Annotated in this window: 23 protein-coding genes and 2 tRNA genes; 8 read left to right on the forward strand and 17 right to left on the reverse strand. The window is 63.8% G+C overall.

All coding sequences use genetic code 11. From position 1 onward, the window contains the following. Positions 1 to 150: 150 nt before the first annotated feature. The 6 genes from hpaR to CJ014_RS10115 all read left to right on the forward strand — a co-directional run bounded on the left by hpaR (position 151) and on the right by CJ014_RS10115 (position 2,704). Entirely contained in the window at positions 151 to 696 is a 546-nt protein-coding gene (gene hpaR / locus CJ014_RS10090) for a homoprotocatechuate degradation operon regulator HpaR (RefSeq protein WP_100080344.1), read from the forward strand. Between the two features lie 11 nt (positions 697 to 707). Further along, positions 708 to 1,295, forward strand: a complete 588-nt coding sequence (locus tag CJ014_RS10095; protein ID WP_100080345.1) for a DUF1349 domain-containing protein — start codon at positions 708 to 710, stop codon at positions 1,293 to 1,295. Between the two features lie 18 nt (positions 1,296 to 1,313). Further along, positions 1,314 to 2,117 carry an ABC transporter ATP-binding protein gene (locus CJ014_RS10100; protein ID WP_100080346.1) on the forward strand — a complete coding sequence of 268 codons (804 nt, stop codon included), beginning with the start codon at positions 1,314 to 1,316 and terminating at the stop codon, positions 2,115 to 2,117. Positions 2,118 to 2,156: 39 nt separating this feature from the next. Next, positions 2,157 to 2,233: transfer RNA gene (locus CJ014_RS10105), tRNA-Pro, on the forward strand. A gap of 66 nt (positions 2,234 to 2,299) precedes the next feature. After that, positions 2,300 to 2,605, forward strand: coding sequence for an ETC complex I subunit (locus tag CJ014_RS10110; protein WP_100080347.1), 306 nt, complete (start codon positions 2,300 to 2,302; stop codon positions 2,603 to 2,605). A gap of 22 nt (positions 2,606 to 2,627) precedes the next feature. Beyond that, a tRNA-Arg gene (locus CJ014_RS10115) sits at positions 2,628 to 2,704 on the forward strand. Between the two features lie 70 nt (positions 2,705 to 2,774). On the opposite strand, the gene CJ014_RS10120 is transcribed toward CJ014_RS10115, so the two are convergent. From CJ014_RS10120 to CJ014_RS10135, 4 genes are read right to left on the reverse strand one after another with little or no spacing between them, the layout of a single operon-like run. Next, positions 2,775 to 3,809, reverse strand: coding sequence for a tyrosine-type recombinase/integrase (locus tag CJ014_RS10120; protein WP_165790810.1), 1,035 nt, complete (start codon positions 3,807 to 3,809; stop codon positions 2,775 to 2,777). Then, positions 3,806 to 4,138, reverse strand: a complete 333-nt coding sequence (locus CJ014_RS10125; RefSeq protein WP_100080349.1) for a helix-turn-helix transcriptional regulator — start codon at positions 4,136 to 4,138, stop codon at positions 3,806 to 3,808. The genes CJ014_RS10120 and CJ014_RS10125 overlap by 4 nt, the downstream gene beginning before the upstream one ends. A 35-nt stretch (positions 4,139 to 4,173) precedes the next feature. Then, on the reverse strand, positions 4,174 to 4,404 hold the full coding sequence (locus tag CJ014_RS10130) for a hypothetical protein (protein ID WP_100080350.1): 231 nt from the start codon (positions 4,402 to 4,404) through the stop codon (positions 4,174 to 4,176). A gap of 12 nt (positions 4,405 to 4,416) precedes the next feature. Further along, a complete protein-coding gene (locus CJ014_RS10135) occupies positions 4,417 to 4,590 on the reverse strand; it encodes an Arc family DNA-binding protein (protein ID WP_100080351.1) in 174 nt (57 codons plus the stop codon). A gap of 86 nt (positions 4,591 to 4,676) precedes the next feature. Here CJ014_RS10135 and CJ014_RS10140 point away from each other — a divergent pair, with 86 nt between their 5' ends. Both CJ014_RS10140 and CJ014_RS10145 read left to right on the forward strand, forming a co-directional pair. Next, positions 4,677 to 4,910, forward strand: a complete 234-nt coding sequence (locus CJ014_RS10140; RefSeq protein ID WP_100080383.1) for an Arc family DNA-binding protein — start codon at positions 4,677 to 4,679, stop codon at positions 4,908 to 4,910. Next, positions 4,900 to 5,265 (forward strand): excisionase, encoded by a 366-nt coding sequence (locus tag CJ014_RS10145; RefSeq protein ID WP_100080352.1) that lies wholly within the window; start codon positions 4,900 to 4,902, stop codon positions 5,263 to 5,265. The genes CJ014_RS10140 and CJ014_RS10145 overlap by 11 nt, the downstream gene beginning before the upstream one ends. A gap of 71 nt (positions 5,266 to 5,336) precedes the next feature. Here CJ014_RS10145 and yecR read toward each other — a convergent pair whose 3' ends face one another. The 13 genes from yecR to CJ014_RS10210 all read right to left on the reverse strand — a co-directional run. Further along, a complete protein-coding gene (gene yecR, locus CJ014_RS10150) occupies positions 5,337 to 5,666 on the reverse strand; it encodes a YecR family lipoprotein (RefSeq protein WP_100080353.1) in 330 nt (109 codons plus the stop codon). 93 nt (positions 5,667 to 5,759) lie between these two features. Continuing rightward, positions 5,760 to 7,415, reverse strand: coding sequence for a terminase large subunit (locus tag CJ014_RS10155; protein ID WP_100080354.1), 1,656 nt, complete (start codon positions 7,413 to 7,415; stop codon positions 5,760 to 5,762). Beyond that, positions 7,378 to 7,737 (reverse strand): phage terminase small subunit P27 family, encoded by a 360-nt coding sequence (locus CJ014_RS10160; RefSeq protein ID WP_165790811.1) that lies wholly within the window; start codon positions 7,735 to 7,737, stop codon positions 7,378 to 7,380. The genes CJ014_RS10155 and CJ014_RS10160 overlap by 38 nt, the downstream gene beginning before the upstream one ends. A 56-nt stretch (positions 7,738 to 7,793) precedes the next feature. Then, on the reverse strand, positions 7,794 to 8,120 hold the full coding sequence (locus tag CJ014_RS10165) for a phage head closure protein (RefSeq protein ID WP_100080356.1): 327 nt from the start codon (positions 8,118 to 8,120) through the stop codon (positions 7,794 to 7,796). Continuing rightward, the gene (locus tag CJ014_RS27355; protein WP_165790812.1) at positions 8,117 to 8,599 is read right to left on the reverse strand and encodes an HK97-gp10 family putative phage morphogenesis protein; all 483 of its coding nucleotides are present in this window, start codon (positions 8,597 to 8,599) and stop codon (positions 8,117 to 8,119) included. Before CJ014_RS27355 ends, CJ014_RS10165 begins: the two co-directional genes overlap by 4 nt. After that, positions 8,592 to 9,215: a head-tail connector protein gene (locus CJ014_RS10175; protein ID WP_100080358.1), complete on the reverse strand. Its 624-nt coding sequence runs from the start codon at positions 9,213 to 9,215 to the stop codon at positions 8,592 to 8,594. The genes CJ014_RS27355 and CJ014_RS10175 overlap by 8 nt, the downstream gene beginning before the upstream one ends. Then, a complete protein-coding gene (locus CJ014_RS10180; protein ID WP_100080359.1) occupies positions 9,212 to 9,721 on the reverse strand; it encodes an HNH endonuclease in 510 nt (169 codons plus the stop codon). Before CJ014_RS10180 ends, CJ014_RS10175 begins: the two co-directional genes overlap by 4 nt. A gap of 187 nt (positions 9,722 to 9,908) precedes the next feature. Then, entirely contained in the window at positions 9,909 to 10,295 is a 387-nt protein-coding gene (locus CJ014_RS10185) for a hypothetical protein (RefSeq protein WP_100080360.1), read from the reverse strand. Between the two features lie 13 nt (positions 10,296 to 10,308). After that, entirely contained in the window at positions 10,309 to 11,493 is a 1,185-nt protein-coding gene (locus CJ014_RS10190) for a phage major capsid protein (RefSeq protein WP_100080361.1), read from the reverse strand. 10 nt (positions 11,494 to 11,503) lie between these two features. Then, positions 11,504 to 12,031: an HK97 family phage prohead protease gene (locus CJ014_RS10195; protein ID WP_100080362.1), complete on the reverse strand. Its 528-nt coding sequence runs from the start codon at positions 12,029 to 12,031 to the stop codon at positions 11,504 to 11,506. Beyond that, positions 12,015 to 13,208: a phage portal protein gene (locus CJ014_RS10200; protein ID WP_100080363.1), complete on the reverse strand. Its 1,194-nt coding sequence runs from the start codon at positions 13,206 to 13,208 to the stop codon at positions 12,015 to 12,017. The genes CJ014_RS10195 and CJ014_RS10200 overlap by 17 nt, the downstream gene beginning before the upstream one ends. Before the next feature lie 15 nt (positions 13,209 to 13,223). After that, complete coding sequence (locus CJ014_RS10205; RefSeq protein ID WP_133121838.1) at positions 13,224 to 13,964, reverse strand: hypothetical protein; 741 nt, start codon at positions 13,962 to 13,964, stop codon at positions 13,224 to 13,226. Continuing rightward, positions 13,961 to 14,193: hypothetical protein (locus tag CJ014_RS10210; protein WP_207765717.1), on the reverse strand; the 233-nt coding region annotated here is incomplete at its 5' end. The genes CJ014_RS10205 and CJ014_RS10210, both read right to left, overlap by 4 nt.

Raw genomic sequence — 14,193 nt, forward strand, 5'->3', positions numbered from 1 at the left:
ACTCGGTTAAACTGGAATAGTGAGGTAATAAAAGCGAGAACAGTCCCGTTTGCACGGTATTCACCTTCGCCATGAACGCTGTTTGCGGGCCGGCGTTTCCTGTGAAAGCAAAAGCGGGTAGGCTCGCAGCGAGTCAGCGAGGATTTTCATATGAGCGACAGGGACCACGAAGCCTTGTCCGGCGGCTTGGCCGGGCGGCAAGGCGGCGCCCGCCATCGGGGCCGCCTCAGGGATATTTCCCGGTCGCTGCCGATCGCCCTTCTGAGGACTCGGGAAGCGGTGATGCGGCAGTTCCGGCCGGCGCTGAGGTCCGTCGATCTCACCGAGCAGCAGTGGCGCGTGCTGCGGGCGCTCGATTCGGTGCCCGAGATCGACGCCACCGGCCTTGCCATGGCGACCTTCCTGCTGCCGCCGTCGCTGTCGCGCATCCTGCGCGACCTCGAGGGGCGGCGGCTGATCAGCCGGCGTCCCGACCCCGCCGACCTCAGGGCCTGGCTGATCTCGCTGACGCCGGAAGGACGCAAGACCATCGACGCCGCCGGCGTCTGGGTCGAGACGATCTACGCCGCCATGACCGACCGGATCGGGCAGGAGCGCCTCGGCGTGCTGATGCAGCTCCTCAGGGACATCGAGCAGGATCTCGATGCGCCGCTTGCCGACCACGGCGGCGGGACGCCCGACTTGCGCGGCGAATGAGCGGGGAAGACATGCCAAGAACGGGATTTGACGGCGGCGCCTGGCTGAACGAGCCGTCCCGCTGGAGCATCGACGGCGACCGGCTGACGGTGACCACCGAACTCGAGACCGATTTCTGGCGCGAGACCTACTACGGTTTCGTTCACGACAACGGCCACGCCTATCTGCTGCCGGTCGACGACGGCTTCACCATCCTGCTGCGCGTCCGCGCCGACTACACGGCCAACTTCGATCAGGCCGGCCTCATGCTGTATCTCGACGACCGGCATTGGCTGAAATGCGGCGTCGAGCTGACGGACGGCGACCGCTTCCTCTCCGTGGTGGCGACCAACGGCCGCTCCGACTGGTCGGTCTGCCAGCCGTTCCGCCAACTCGACGATTTCCGCCTGCGCATGACGGTGAAGGACGGCTCGGTGCTGGTTCACGCTTCCCGCGACGGCGCGGTCTGGTCGATGCTGCGGGTTGCCGCCTTCGCGCCGGCGCCACGCTACCGCGTCGGGCCGATGACCTGCTCGCCGTCGCGGGCCGGCCTCGAGGTGACGTTCTCCGACCTGTCGATCGGCCCGGCCTCCACCGAACCGCTGCACGCCGAGGCCTGAGACAATCGAGGTATTGCCATGACCGCTGCCCCCGCCATTCGGCTTGCCGGCGTCGGCAAGCTGTTCGCCGCCGAATCCGGCGGCACGGTGACGGCGCTCGCCGATGTCGGCTTCGACGTAGCGGCCGGCGAATTCGTGGCGTTGATCGGCCCGTCGGGCTGCGGCAAGAGCACCATCCTGCGGCTGGTCGCCGGGCTTGACCAGCCGAGCGACGGCTCGGTCACCGTGCACGGCGGCGATCCGGAGGCGCTCAGCCGCGCCCACAAGCTGGGCTTTGCCTTCCAGGATGCCGCGCTGCTGCCCTGGCTCGATGTGCGCGACAACATCGCCATGCCCTTCCGCCTGGCCGGCGTTCCGAAGGACATGGACCGGGTGGCGAAGCTCATCGACCTCGTCGGCCTTGCCGGCTTCGAGCGGGCGCGGCCGGACGAGCTGTCCGGCGGCATGCGCCAGCGCGTCGCCATCGCCCGGGCGCTGGTGCTCGAGCCGGAGGTGCTGCTGCTCGACGAGCCGTTCGGCGCGCTCGACGCCGTGACGCGGCGGCAGATGAATCTCGAACTGCAACGCATCTGGAGCGCCACCAGGACGACCACGCTCATGGTCACCCACGCCGTCGACGAGGCGCTGTTCCTCGCCGACCGCGTGCTGATCATGAGCCCGCGGCCCGGCCGCGTCGTCGAAGCGGTGACGGTGCCGTTCGGCCGGCCGCGCGCGCCGGCCCTCCTGCGCGAACCCGCCTTCCATGCGCTGGAGGACAGACTGACGGAGGCGCTCATTCCGGAGGCGCCCGGCGACAGCGGCCCTATCCAGCCTATTGCGTAGCCGCGCCCGAAACGCTAGGTAACTTTCACGTTTTGGTCGCGGGGCATAGCGCAGTCTGGTAGCGCACCTGCTTTGGGAGCAGGGGGTCGCAAGTTCGAATCTTGCTGCCCCGACCAAACGGCGGCCCTCGATCGCGGACCCGCGGGCGCGGGCCGGGACGGCGACAGAGGAGAAGGGCCACCATGACGGCGCGAATCTACAAGCCTGCCAAGACCGCCATGCAGTCGGGACGCGGCCGCACGGACCGCTGGCTGTTGGAATTCGAGCCGGAAAAGCCCAAGAGCATCGAGCCGCTGATGGGCTACACCTCGTCCGGCGACATGCGGCAGCAGGTGCGCCTTTCCTTCGACACGCGCGAGGAGGCGATCGCCTATGCCATGCGCGAGGGCCTCGCCTACCAGGTGATGGAGCCCAAGGAACGGACGCCCAAGAAGCTTTCCTATTCCGATAATTTCAAGTTCGGCAGGGCCGAAACCTGGACGCACTGACGTCCGTTCCGGCCGTTTCCAAGGCTCCATAGCTCAGCTGGATAGAGCAGCCGCCTTCTAAGCGGCAGGTCGCAGGTTCGAGCCCTGCTGGAGTCGCCACCATTCAAAAAGTCCCTTATATTTCATCTTCTTAGCCTCCGAAATTCCCAACCCGCGAACAGGGTTGGGATTATCTGTCCTTGGAATGTTCTTCGAGGCGGACAATCGCAGCCTTGGAAAGGGCCTTCTGGCCAGCCTCTTTCGTGTAGCGTTCGACCTCCGACAGCGTCTTATGGCCGGTGATCGACATGATCTCATTGGCGCTGCAACCGGCCTCAGCAAGACGGCGCGCCGCGGCCTTGCGAACACCGTGCAGGACGCAACGGTCCGGCAGCTTAGCCGCACCGATCGCATCTGCCAGCCAATTGCCATAGCCGGCGACAGAGCGAGCTTTGCCGCTCATCGTCGGCAACATCACCATATGCCGACGTGGCGTGACATCTAGAACCGCTCTCAGATCCTTGTGAACGGAAATGGTCAGCTTCGCTTCTGTCTTATCTTGCGCCACGTCGATGGTGTTGCGCGCCGCGTCATAGGCCGCCCATGTCATCTTGCAGACGTCGGAACGGCGCTGCCCGGTGTACAGGTGCAAAGCGAAGGCAAAACGCTCAGGCGTGCCGATCGGCCATTTGGCTTCGAATTGCTCAATCTCGTCTTCGGTCCACGTGTGATAGGTGCCCTGCTTAAACTTCTTGACGCCGGCCGCTGGATTGTCGGTCCGATAGCCATTGGCGATGCCGAAGCGAAGCAGCATGTTCAGGATCTTGAGGAGGTTGTTCGCGCCGGCCGGCGTGCTCGCCTTCTTCCCGATGATGGTCGAGACGTTCTGGCGTGTCATCTGGCGAACAAGTCGCTTGCCGTGCTCTTCGCAGAAGCGATCGATCAGCCCGCGGTTCTTTGCTTGGGTCGATGGTTTCAGGCCAAGGAAGTCGGTGGAGCGATAATAGTCATAGGCTAGGCGATCGAATGTGCCTTCAGCACCGCGCACCTTAGCCTTCTTCTCCACCGGCGCAGTTGATGCCTGTGCTGCCTCATAAGCTGCAAGGAAGCCAGGATCGCTCTCATCTGGCAGAGGAATGCGCTTACCGCCGGGCGGGCGGAAGTAGAAGCGCGTGATTCCATGCCGATCTTTGAAGCGGTCGATGTGCTTCAGCTTGAGCGTCATCCCACGTCGCCCCATGTGTCGACCTCATCTGCCTCGGTGTCGTGAGGCAGATTCTTGAATGCATCCCGCAGTTCGTCAACGTCGTACAGTTTGCGGCCATCCAGGCGCCGGGGCGACGGCATGCGGCCCGATATGACGAGTTGGCGAAATTTTGATGGACTGATTCCGATGCACGCTGCCGCCTCATCCTCGGAAAGGCCGAAGACAACTGGCAGGGTCGGAGTGATCAGAGAGCGTGCCCGCGACATGACAAGCCTTTCAGAAAGGCCCGGCGCGCTGCCGAATGTTGCGATATTCGACAGCGCGCCGGGTACGGTGAAGGCCTCCAAAAGCGCCCATAGCGGGCAGTCTCGTCCCGTTGAGATCAGGACGAAGTCAGAGAAGACGAAATCTTGTCCGCCAGAATTTCAAGGTCCAGAAGGTGCATAGAACAAGCAATGAAGTCGCCATCATGCTGTTGGTCTTCGGCGAACTTCTCGAAGGCAAGGCGAGCGAGAGCTAAGCCGCGCTGTAGACGCGCAACCTCATCAATTGCAAAGAACGTATCTTTCTCTGATGCGGTATCAATAGAAATCGTACCAACTACCTTGGGCATTGGAGGGTCTCCTCAATCTGTATGAGATTTGGCGGATTCATCGGCCGGATATAGCCGCTCAAGCTGCATGATGAGCTCGGCATTCATGCTGCGGTGGTTCGTAGCTGCCGCGATCTTGATCCGATCACGCAGGCCGTCAGGCAGGCGGAGAGCAAGTTGTTCGGTGTTTCTGAGTTGTTGCGTCATCTGGGAAGGCCCATCACCGTGATGTTATGTGCTATGTATCACGGTGCTTCATTGCACGCAATAGCATCGTGCTATATATCGAGCACATGGCACGCGATGACCTCCAAGTGAACGTTCGAATTCCCGCCGACCTCAAAGCCGCGCTCGAGGCCAAGGCGAATTCAAACTATCGGTCGCTGACAGGCGAAATCGTCGCCCGCCTGTGGCGTACTCTAGAAGAAGACGATTTGCTCAATGCCGTGGCCGGCGACGTGGAAGACCTCAAGGAACGGGTGAAAAACCTCGAGGACGAGCGCCGGATTGCGTACGATGGCGACTAATCCGCCGGCAATCTCGGATGACACGCCTTTGAGGCTTGCGGATGCCGTCGAGATCGCATTCCCTATGGGCGGCATGACGGTTTCAGGTCTCCGGAGCGAACGCGACGCCGGCCGGCTTGTCGTGCGCAGGATCGCCGGCAAGGATTTTACCACGCTGGCGGATATCCGGAGCATGATGGATAAATGCCGCGTCCAGCCGAAGGCCCCCGGCTCTACCTCCGAGCAAGGGAAGGCGCTACCTCGGTCTGGTACGTCCAAGACGGGAAAGAACTCACCAGCACTGGCTGCGTTGCTCACGACCATCCAGGAGCAGAAAGAGAGCTTGCGCGCCACTTCGGCGAAAAAAACACGCTAGCAAGGGCAGAAACAATAAAAGCCGCCCCCGTGAGGGGGCGGCGGACGGCGCGGACGGCGCGTGAGAAAGAACTATTTCGCAGGGCTAGCCGGCACGTTGCCGAGGCACTGATACTTGATCGTGGCGAGCCACTGATTGCAACCGTAGTTGGTTGAGACCTGACACATTCGAGACTCGCCACCGAATGGGGCGGCATCCTTGTAGCCCCAAGCCTGACAGCGCTCGCGAGCCGTAGCGACACCCTTAACCGGGTCGATCTTGACGTTCTCGATGCTGGCTTGCTCGTAGCTCAGGTCAACCGTTCCATCTGCCCGGCTGCCGCCGGTTGCCACGAGTTCCTTGTTCACGTTCACGCATCCGGCGAGTGCGAGGCACAGCGCCGCAATAGTCAGCTTTTTCATGATTTCCCCCGTTGCCACGTGGGGAACTCAAGCAAATCGCGGAATGGTTGTCGAGTCAGCGTTTTGGCGACAACCAACGCCCTTCGTGCGGACTCACCACCTCGGCAACGGAACAATCCAGTCCTTTATGTCGAAGTCGGGATCGTCGAGGATGCTGCCTCCGCCCTGCCCGGCTGCGCACCGCGCAACGGCCATTGCCGAAGCAACGGCGCCGTCGATGGAGAGCCAGCGCCGGGGCTTGGTCAGGCGAACGAGATGGCCATGGGTGTTCCGTTGCGCCTCGGCATTGGCGAATGACGTGCGCAAAACCGGGTGCCCGCCATGGCGGAACCGACGTCCGAGGACGGCCGTCTCCAGTTCGGCGAGCGCCGGCATCATCGTAAGCGAGCCCTGACGCATCTCGACGGCCGGCAAGCCGTCATCGCGCAGGTTCGACATGACGTCGCGCGCCAAGGCCGGATCAAAGGCGATCTCCCGGACGTCAAAGCGGTCGCAGATGTCCCGGATTACGGCTTCCACACGGCGGGTATCGACGACGTTGCCGGGCGTGGCTTCAATCAGCCCTTCCTCAGCCCATAGGCCGTATGGCGCGCCGGAGAGTGATTGCCGCTGCGCCAGGTTGTCCCTCGGGCAGAAGAACCATGGATAGACGATGTGGCCGCCGGTGCCATCGCTCCAGGCGGCGACGATCACCGTGAGGTCGATTGACGACGACAGGTCGACACCAAGCCAGCATGGCAATCCCGCCAGCTCCTCCAGGTCGACGGGGTCGCCGGCAGACTCGTCATAGGCGACCATGTCCACAAACGGGTTATTCGCCGCCTCAGCGCGGATGCCGAGGTAAAATTGCCGGAACTCCTCGCGTTCGGCGGGTCGCTCCATCGCTTCGTGAGCGAGGACGCGAAGGCTCGGCAGATCGGGATAGCCGTACTCGAGCCCGGGCAGGACGGCGCGCCAAACGGCCTCGTCAGTCCAGTCACATTCCCGCGGCGCCTCAAAGATCACCGGCAGGAACGACGAATCCACGATCTCGCCGAACTGGACCTTCTTCGCGTAGCTGTAGACGGGGAAATCAGCGCGGTCGTTGCCCCGGCCGGCGGTGGTGGCGACGACGAGAAGCGAGCCCGGCACCTTTGCCGCACCAAGGCGCATTGCCCTGAAGAGATCCGGCTTCTTGTGCGCCCATAGCTCATCGACGAGGACGAAGGACGGCGTGCGCGCATGGGCACGGTCACCGTCGGAGGCGATGGCCTCGAAGTAGCTGCCGGACTTCGGATGAGTCAGGCGGTTCTTGCTGTCGATCGGGCGGGAGGCGCCGGCAAGTTGCGGCACCTCTTCTATGATCGATGCGGCTTCCTCGAACGCTACGCGCGCTTGCGCTCGGTCGGCGGCCACGACGTAGTTCTGACCTCGAGGCGTCCGCTCCGGCCCGAAGGTATGGATGAGAGCGAGCACGGCGGCGAGACTGGTCTTCCTGCTTCCCTTGCCAACCTGGAGATAGACCGTTCGCACCTGACGGTTGCCGTTCTCGTCCGTTGGGCCGTAGATGCGGCGCATCAAGCGCTCGTGCCAAGGATCGAGACGAAGGGCGCGTTGGGGAAGGCGCGATTTCGGGTGCTTCAGCAGGCCGGCGAACCGAACGGCGCGTTCGCCAAAACCGCAGGGGTCGGGAATGGGGCTGTCGTCGAAAAGCCAGCCAGGCCTAAGCACCTCAGAGACCGAATTCGTCGAAGGGGTCGGCAGCAGCATCGGCCTTCCTCTCCTGGTCTCTGATGCCAGCGCGCGACCGGCCAAGGGCGGTAAGCCCCAACTCAGCGGCGAGGCGGGCGACGAGCTCGCCTTGGCTCTTCAGCATGTTGGCGGCCGGGTGTGGCTTGGGGTTGCCTTGGGCAGTCCGGACGATCGGGCCATCTTTGAAGATGGCGGCGCGACACTCGCGGGCGATGGCGAGGCCGCCAATATATTCGGCAACAACCGGCAGCACGGCAGGCAGGAGAAGACCGCGCCCCTGAAGGTCGGCCGTCGTCGTGCGCCAGTCGTCGAGGCAGGATTCCGGGAGATGCGAAGGCATCGGTGGGACGCGGTTTAGCCCGCCGTCGACGGCTTTGAGCGTCGGGCGGCGGCCCCTCATAGAGCCACCCCCGGAGCTTTCGCCTTGATCTCGAGTCCTTCTCGCCGGCCGATCTCGCGAACGCCCCGGATGTCGAAGACCCGGCCATCGATCACCAACCGATCGGTCGTGATCAGGCCGGCGAACCATCGGCACTGGACCTTGACCAGCACGAAGGCGAGGTCGACCCCGAGCTGATATTTCTCGTCCTCGCTGTCAGGCGTCACGCGTGCCCACACGGTACGAAGATCGTTCCATGTCTCCGATGGAACACCGTATTCGTCCGGCGTGCCGGTTGTGAGGCGCTGCATGGTCACGCGCCTGTCGAGAGTGCCGGCCTTCATTTCTTCGCCGCCTTCTTCGCTGCGCGCCGCGCCAGGCGGTCGGCCTGTTTCTCGATGGCCGGGCCGATGGTATCGGCGAAGATCTTCACCGCGCCTTCCTTGTTCTGTTCGAAGGCAGGACGCATAAAAGGCTTAGGCCGGGCGCCCGGGTGCATCCGATTGAGTTCGGGCTGGAAGTGCGGGGCGGTGCCGAACTCGACGAGATGGGCTTCCCTGTATGCAGGGTCAGAGCCGTCAGGTCCGACTTCGTAGACAGGCCTCAATGCCGAGGACCGCTTACGGTTTCGGACAACGGTGATGATGCGGTAAAGGCGGCCGGCTTTGACACTGCCGTTCCGCTTAAGCAGATCCTTGGCGGCTTCGGCCATCGGCTCCACGGCTCGTTTGGACGCCTCGTTCAGGGGGGCACCGAGGGCGGCACGCAGGGCCTTCAGGGCAGCGCGCGTCTCGGCACCACCGGTGACACCTGACTTAGCCATGGGTAAGCACCCTGTAATTGATGAAGGACGATAGGGCATCCTGAGCGGTCGCCGGCACCTGGTCGACCGACACGCCTGCGGAGGCGGACTCGCGGAACGCGTACCGGTCCGCGACGATTTCAAGGATGGCGCCGCGGATCGGCTCGGGCACGTCGGCGGCGGTGGCACCGTACCCTGCCGTGAAGGTGACGGTGACCGCCTCGGGGTGGCCGGAACGGACGGCAGGCCAGGACGTGCCCGGCGCGGAATGGACGGCAACGTCATCGGAGCCGATGCCGGCCACGACATAGGCGGCGACGTCGAGCGTCTGGGGAGCGCCCGCTGGGTCGAGATAGGCCACCGACGACACGGCCGACACCGGCGGCAGGGGAATGGCGATCGGACCACGGGGGAAGCGGGGGAGCTTGAGCGCCCACGTCTGCGATATAAGGCAGCGCGCCAGCATGCCGCCCGGCCCGTCGAGAAGCGCGCAGGCGGCGGCGACGTAGGACCGCACTAGATCCGCTTCAGCGGTGGCCGGCTCGCCTTCATCATCGAGGATAAGGCGGAGATGGGCAAAGACGACGGCCTCGTCGATGGGGAGCGAGGCCGGTGCAACGGTGCGAATGAGCGTCATCTGGACCTCGAAAAAATGTTGGCGAATTCGGAAAAATCGCTCGCGATGGACACCGGCTCGGTCTTTCTGCCGGCGGGAAAGTTGTTGCCCACCCCCCGGTTCGGGGTTGGCGGGCGCGACGTTGGCTCAGGATGGCCGTTCGCGGTTTGGGTGGTCGACTGACACGCAAAGCCCTGGTCTCGTGCCGTGCGTCTGCTGTGGCAGGATTTGCAGAAGGATCGCAGGTTCGACCACTTCAGACGGAGGTCAGGCCGCTCGGCAACGGGCTTGATGTGGTCAACCTCGGTTGCCGCGGCCCCACACTCGACGCAACGAGGGTGAGCGGCGAGGAATTGGGAACGCACCTTACGCCATGCGGCGTCATAGCCTCGAGCCGTGGCGCTTGGGCGCTTGGCATCAACGGCGCGGCGCGCTTCCTGCTGACGTCGGCGCTGGCATGGGCATAGCTCACCGGCCGCGATGGTCAGGCCGCAGCAGGGGGCAATGCGTGGCGGACGAGTTGGCATGGGAATCCTATGGGAAGGTGGCCCGGTCAGGGCGTGGGTGACCGGGCCGTGAGCGCTTCACAGCCATGGAGAGGTGCTACGCTCGGGATGTCTGCGAGATTGAACGGATCAAGTTCAGATGGCGGGCCGCATCTCGCTTCTCGTTGTCGGACGCACCCGATCACCCTCAGAATCCCCGCCGAATGGATCAGCTCACCGGGCGCTGATGGGCATGGCCCTTGATGAGCAGGGCGACGGCGACGATCGACGTGCCGCTGTTCTTGGTCACCACCAGGCGCAGGTAACGCTTGAAGCCGGCATAGCCGACCTTGACGACGCTGTCGGCGGCGAGAGACGCCGGGAAAGTGCCCTGAAGCTGGTCATCATCCACGTCGGTGAAGTCGCCGGCCGTGGTGGTGTCGCTCTCCTGGAGCTTGGCGGTATAGTTGCCGTCGCCGACGATAGCGCCGGTGGCGATGATGATGGCGGCGCTCTCGAAGCCGAGAAGGTCGAGGACGGCGCCGGTGGCCGTGGCGGTGAGCACCGCCGGAGCGAGCGCCGGAGCGGCGCCGATATTGTAGACGATATTACGCATGGTCTGTGTCTCCTTAGCTCGCGGCCATCTTCAGCTTGCGGAATCGGGCAGCCTGCAACACGCCGCCGCCGACGCGGCGGGTGGCGTGGATGCGGGTCGTGCCCTCGGTGGCGAGCAGGTAGGGGTTGACGAGGATGCTGAGGCCGACGCGATCGACGATGCGATAGGCGGAGAAGTCGCCGTAGATGATCGGGAAGGCGTTCGCCTCGATGTCCGGCATGTCGACCATCTCGACCACCGGACGGCCCAGGATGGTCTCCGGCTGACCGGCGACATAGGCCGGCTGCCAGAGATAGTTGTTCTGCCCGTCCTTGAGCTTGCGCAGCATGGCGAGCGTGGTGCCGTTCATGGCCCAGCTACCGGCGTTGCGATAGGCGCCCGGCAGCGCATAGAGCAGCGAAATCAGCGCGTCGGCCGAAAGGTTCGTCGCATGGCCGTTGAGGGTGAAGCCGATATCGGCATCGGTCATGAACCCTTCCGGCTGGAGCGGGCCGGCACCGTTGACGAAGGCCGTCGCCTCCGTCTTGCCGAAGTTCTCGGCGAGCGCCATCCGGACTTCCGCCTCCGCCTGTCCGGCGCTGTCGGCGAGCAACTGGTTGGAAATGTCGACGAAGGTGTTGATCTCCCGGACAGGGATTTCCGCCTGACCGAGGCTGATATTGCTCTCCTCCTGCGACTGCGTCTCGCCCTTCCATTTCGCGTTCGTGCCGGAGGTGCGCTTGGGGTAGATCACGCTCGGTGCGCCGGTCGAGCGAACCGAGGCGATGGAGCGCACCGGCGACACTTCGACCAGATCCCTGATGAACTCGGTCGACATCTCCGCCGGAGCGAGATAGCCGCCCTGCGTGTCGGTCGACACGGTAAGGGCGCGGATCTCTTCCGGCGGAGCGGCATTGCCGAAGCGGAGATAGGTCCCGAAGGCCCGGCGCTCGGCGGTGGGTTCCTCCTGCTGCTGCTGACCGCCGCCGGGGCGGTTGTTGCGGGTTTCGAGCGCGGTGAGGCGATCGGTCAACGAGCGGACTTCGGTACGAAGAGCCTCGGCGCCCTGCTGCTGCTGGGTATGGAAGGTGGTCTGAGCGCTGCGCATCTCCTCGATTGCAGCGACGGCCGCGACGATGGGGTCACCACCTTCGCCGCCGGCACCCTCGCGGGTCTCGATCGGCAGCGCCGAGCGAGTTTCAAGCATCATCTTGTTCATGCTGTCCTCTTCACTGGAAGGCGCGTGCGGCCGCCTTGGCCGCGATGGCAAGACGGATCGCCGCGCCGTAGCGATCGTCATTGGTGGTCCGGACACCGGTCACGCCGGAGCCGGGCACGGATGGGAAAGCGGTGAGGCTGATTTCGACGAGCTCGGCCGCCGTGATGGTCCGAATACCGGACTTCAACTCGGCCTTAATGGTGTTGAAGCCGATCGACAGTCCCTTGACGTCGCCAGCAATCAGCATGGCGCGAACCTCGCGGGAGCGCTGAACCTCCAAGTTCAGCTTGCCGGCGACCATCACCCCCTCAGAGGTCGATCGGAGTGAGGTCCAAGAGCCGATGACCTCGCGGGAGTCGTGCGCCCACAGCATCGGCACCGACCGGCCGGCAAGCCCCTTGAAGGCTGTGGGCGTGAATGTGCTCCCATAGGTATCGATCACGCCAAACCTGACGGCCACACCTTCCAGAGCGCCGTCCTCGATCTGGCCGGCGAAACGGACTTCGAGCGCCGCGGCGTGTTCAAGTTGAAGCACCATTGTCGGCACCTCCGTCTTTCGTGGTGTTGGGATTGAGGAACTCGTCGCCGCCGGCGTAAGGCGCGCGGCCTTCCATGGCGCGGCACTCGTTCGGGTTCAGAACGCGAGCGGTGATGAGCTTGCCGTAGGCATCGGCACGCGAGGCCAGGTCGGCGCGGAGAAGATCGTCAACGAGGAACTCCACGTCGAACTGGTCGCGCTCTTCGGACGAGAACAGCACACGGAGGATTGCCCCGATCCACGCCTCCAGCCAAGGCAGGATGGAAAAGGTCAGGAAGTCCTGCCGCATCTGGACGCTGTTCGCCCACGTCGCCCGGCCGTACTCATGAAGCAAAATCGATGGGGTTCGGAACGCGCGGGCAACTTCATCGATCAGGAAGCGCCGCTGGTCGACGAGCTCGAGCGCTTCGGGCGTCCAACTGGCGGCGTTGAAGTCCACCGGGGACGGGAGAACGAGCAAACTGCCCTCGGCGTCGCCAGTGGTCTGAGCGATTACCGCATCCCTGAGATTCTTAAGGGCTGCCGGGGTCAGGTCGTTCTTCGCGGAGAGGACCGCCCCCGCCTTTGGACCGTTCTTCATCAGGCGCCCGGCGTAGCTTTGGAGCGCCGACGTAAGCCCGATGCTTTCGGTTGCCAGGGTGAGAGGCGATTTCCCGAGGGAGGCCCGGATATGGATCACGTCGCCAGCACCGACCTTTCGGGAGCCGATGGCATCGGAAATCGAGTAGGTTGGAACGTCGAGATCGTCATACGAGACCGACCACTTGGCCGGCGGGATGCGGATCAGCTCTCGGACCTCATTGCCCACCCGGTTGATGAATATCAGCCCGCCGGCATCGCGCGTCAGGGCGTCAATCATCACCTTGAGCTTGAGGTCGTAGGAGCTTTGGAAGTCGTTCGGCGCGTCGTGCAGCAGGCGGTAAACCGGATGGTCGGTCGCCCGCTCCTTGCCGCCGCCATCAAGCCGGCGATGCACCAGAATGGGCAGGGTGGCGACGGTCTCGGCAATCAGTCGGATAGCGCAGCTCGCCGCGGTTACCATCAACGCCGTGTCTGGCGTCACCGTGATACCGGCGCTTGAGACGCGACCAACCATTGCCGCCAGGATGCCGCCGTTCTCCAGGTCAAGCGCACGCGTCTCCGCCGCCGGCCGAAGCCGTCGAAGCCAGTTGAACATGTGATTTTCCTTAGATCAGCCCAGGAATCCGCCAGTCATGATGGACGAGAAGCGGTTTTTTTCCTTGGGTCGGCGGCTCTTGGCCGGGACGAAGACGGCCGCCGGATCGAGTGGCTTGCCGACGCGATCGTCAGGCCAGCGGCCGACTTCCCGCTGATGAATGCCGGTCGCGCTCACTGTGGTCGCAACGACGCTGCCGCCGATGGTTGCCACCACCGGCCGGCGGCACCATCCGAAGGGCTTCAGGACGTTCCGTTGCGTCGAGGCCAACCACTTCACGCAGGAGCCGTCGTCCTCGTCGTACAGTGAGGGGAGATTGGTCGCGTCCTCATCGAAGTCGTCGCCCTCGCCTTCGTTGAAAATGCAGGATAACGGCGCCAACTGCCAGGCGGGCACGCCGAAGACCGGGCGGTTAGAAAGGCCCCATAGGCGGGCATTGCCCTTTTTAGGGACGTGTGCGACGACGAGATCAAAGGCGGTCCAGCGGAACAGCGGCAACCGCTTGAGACGGGCGGAAAGGCCGTTCTCGAATTCCGAATATGTCTGGAAGTCGGATTTTGCCAGGGCCACTAAGAGGCTCGGAATGTGCGCTGCGCTGCCACGGACGGCAACCGCCGCATTGAGGTGCGGGAAAGTCGTCACCTTGTTGGCGAAGCTGGCAACCCGGCCTGACTGGCGGAACGACTGCCGGAGCATGGCAGTATCCGTCAACAGCAAGATATCACCGTCGCGACGCCAAGCGTTCAACATGGTCATTTCCGGCACCTCCCGATGATTAGGCGGGTCACGCGAGCACTCGCGAAGAGGCTAATTCCGGCAAGAGTGGCACCGGTGAAACCAATGCCGGAGAAGATCGCAGTGAAAATCGGCGTAAAAATCGGGTCGGCGTTGGCAGTCCCAGCCATGGCGAAGAAGATCGCCAGTGTAATCAAAACCTTTTTCATCAGTCCCGCTCCTGCGACATGCGATGGTAAGAACCGAAGTT

Origin of the sequence: Pleomorphomonas carboxyditropha (assembly GCF_002770725.1) — a bacterium.
Classification (GTDB): Bacteria; Pseudomonadota; Alphaproteobacteria; order Rhizobiales; family Pleomorphomonadaceae; genus Pleomorphomonas; species Pleomorphomonas carboxyditropha.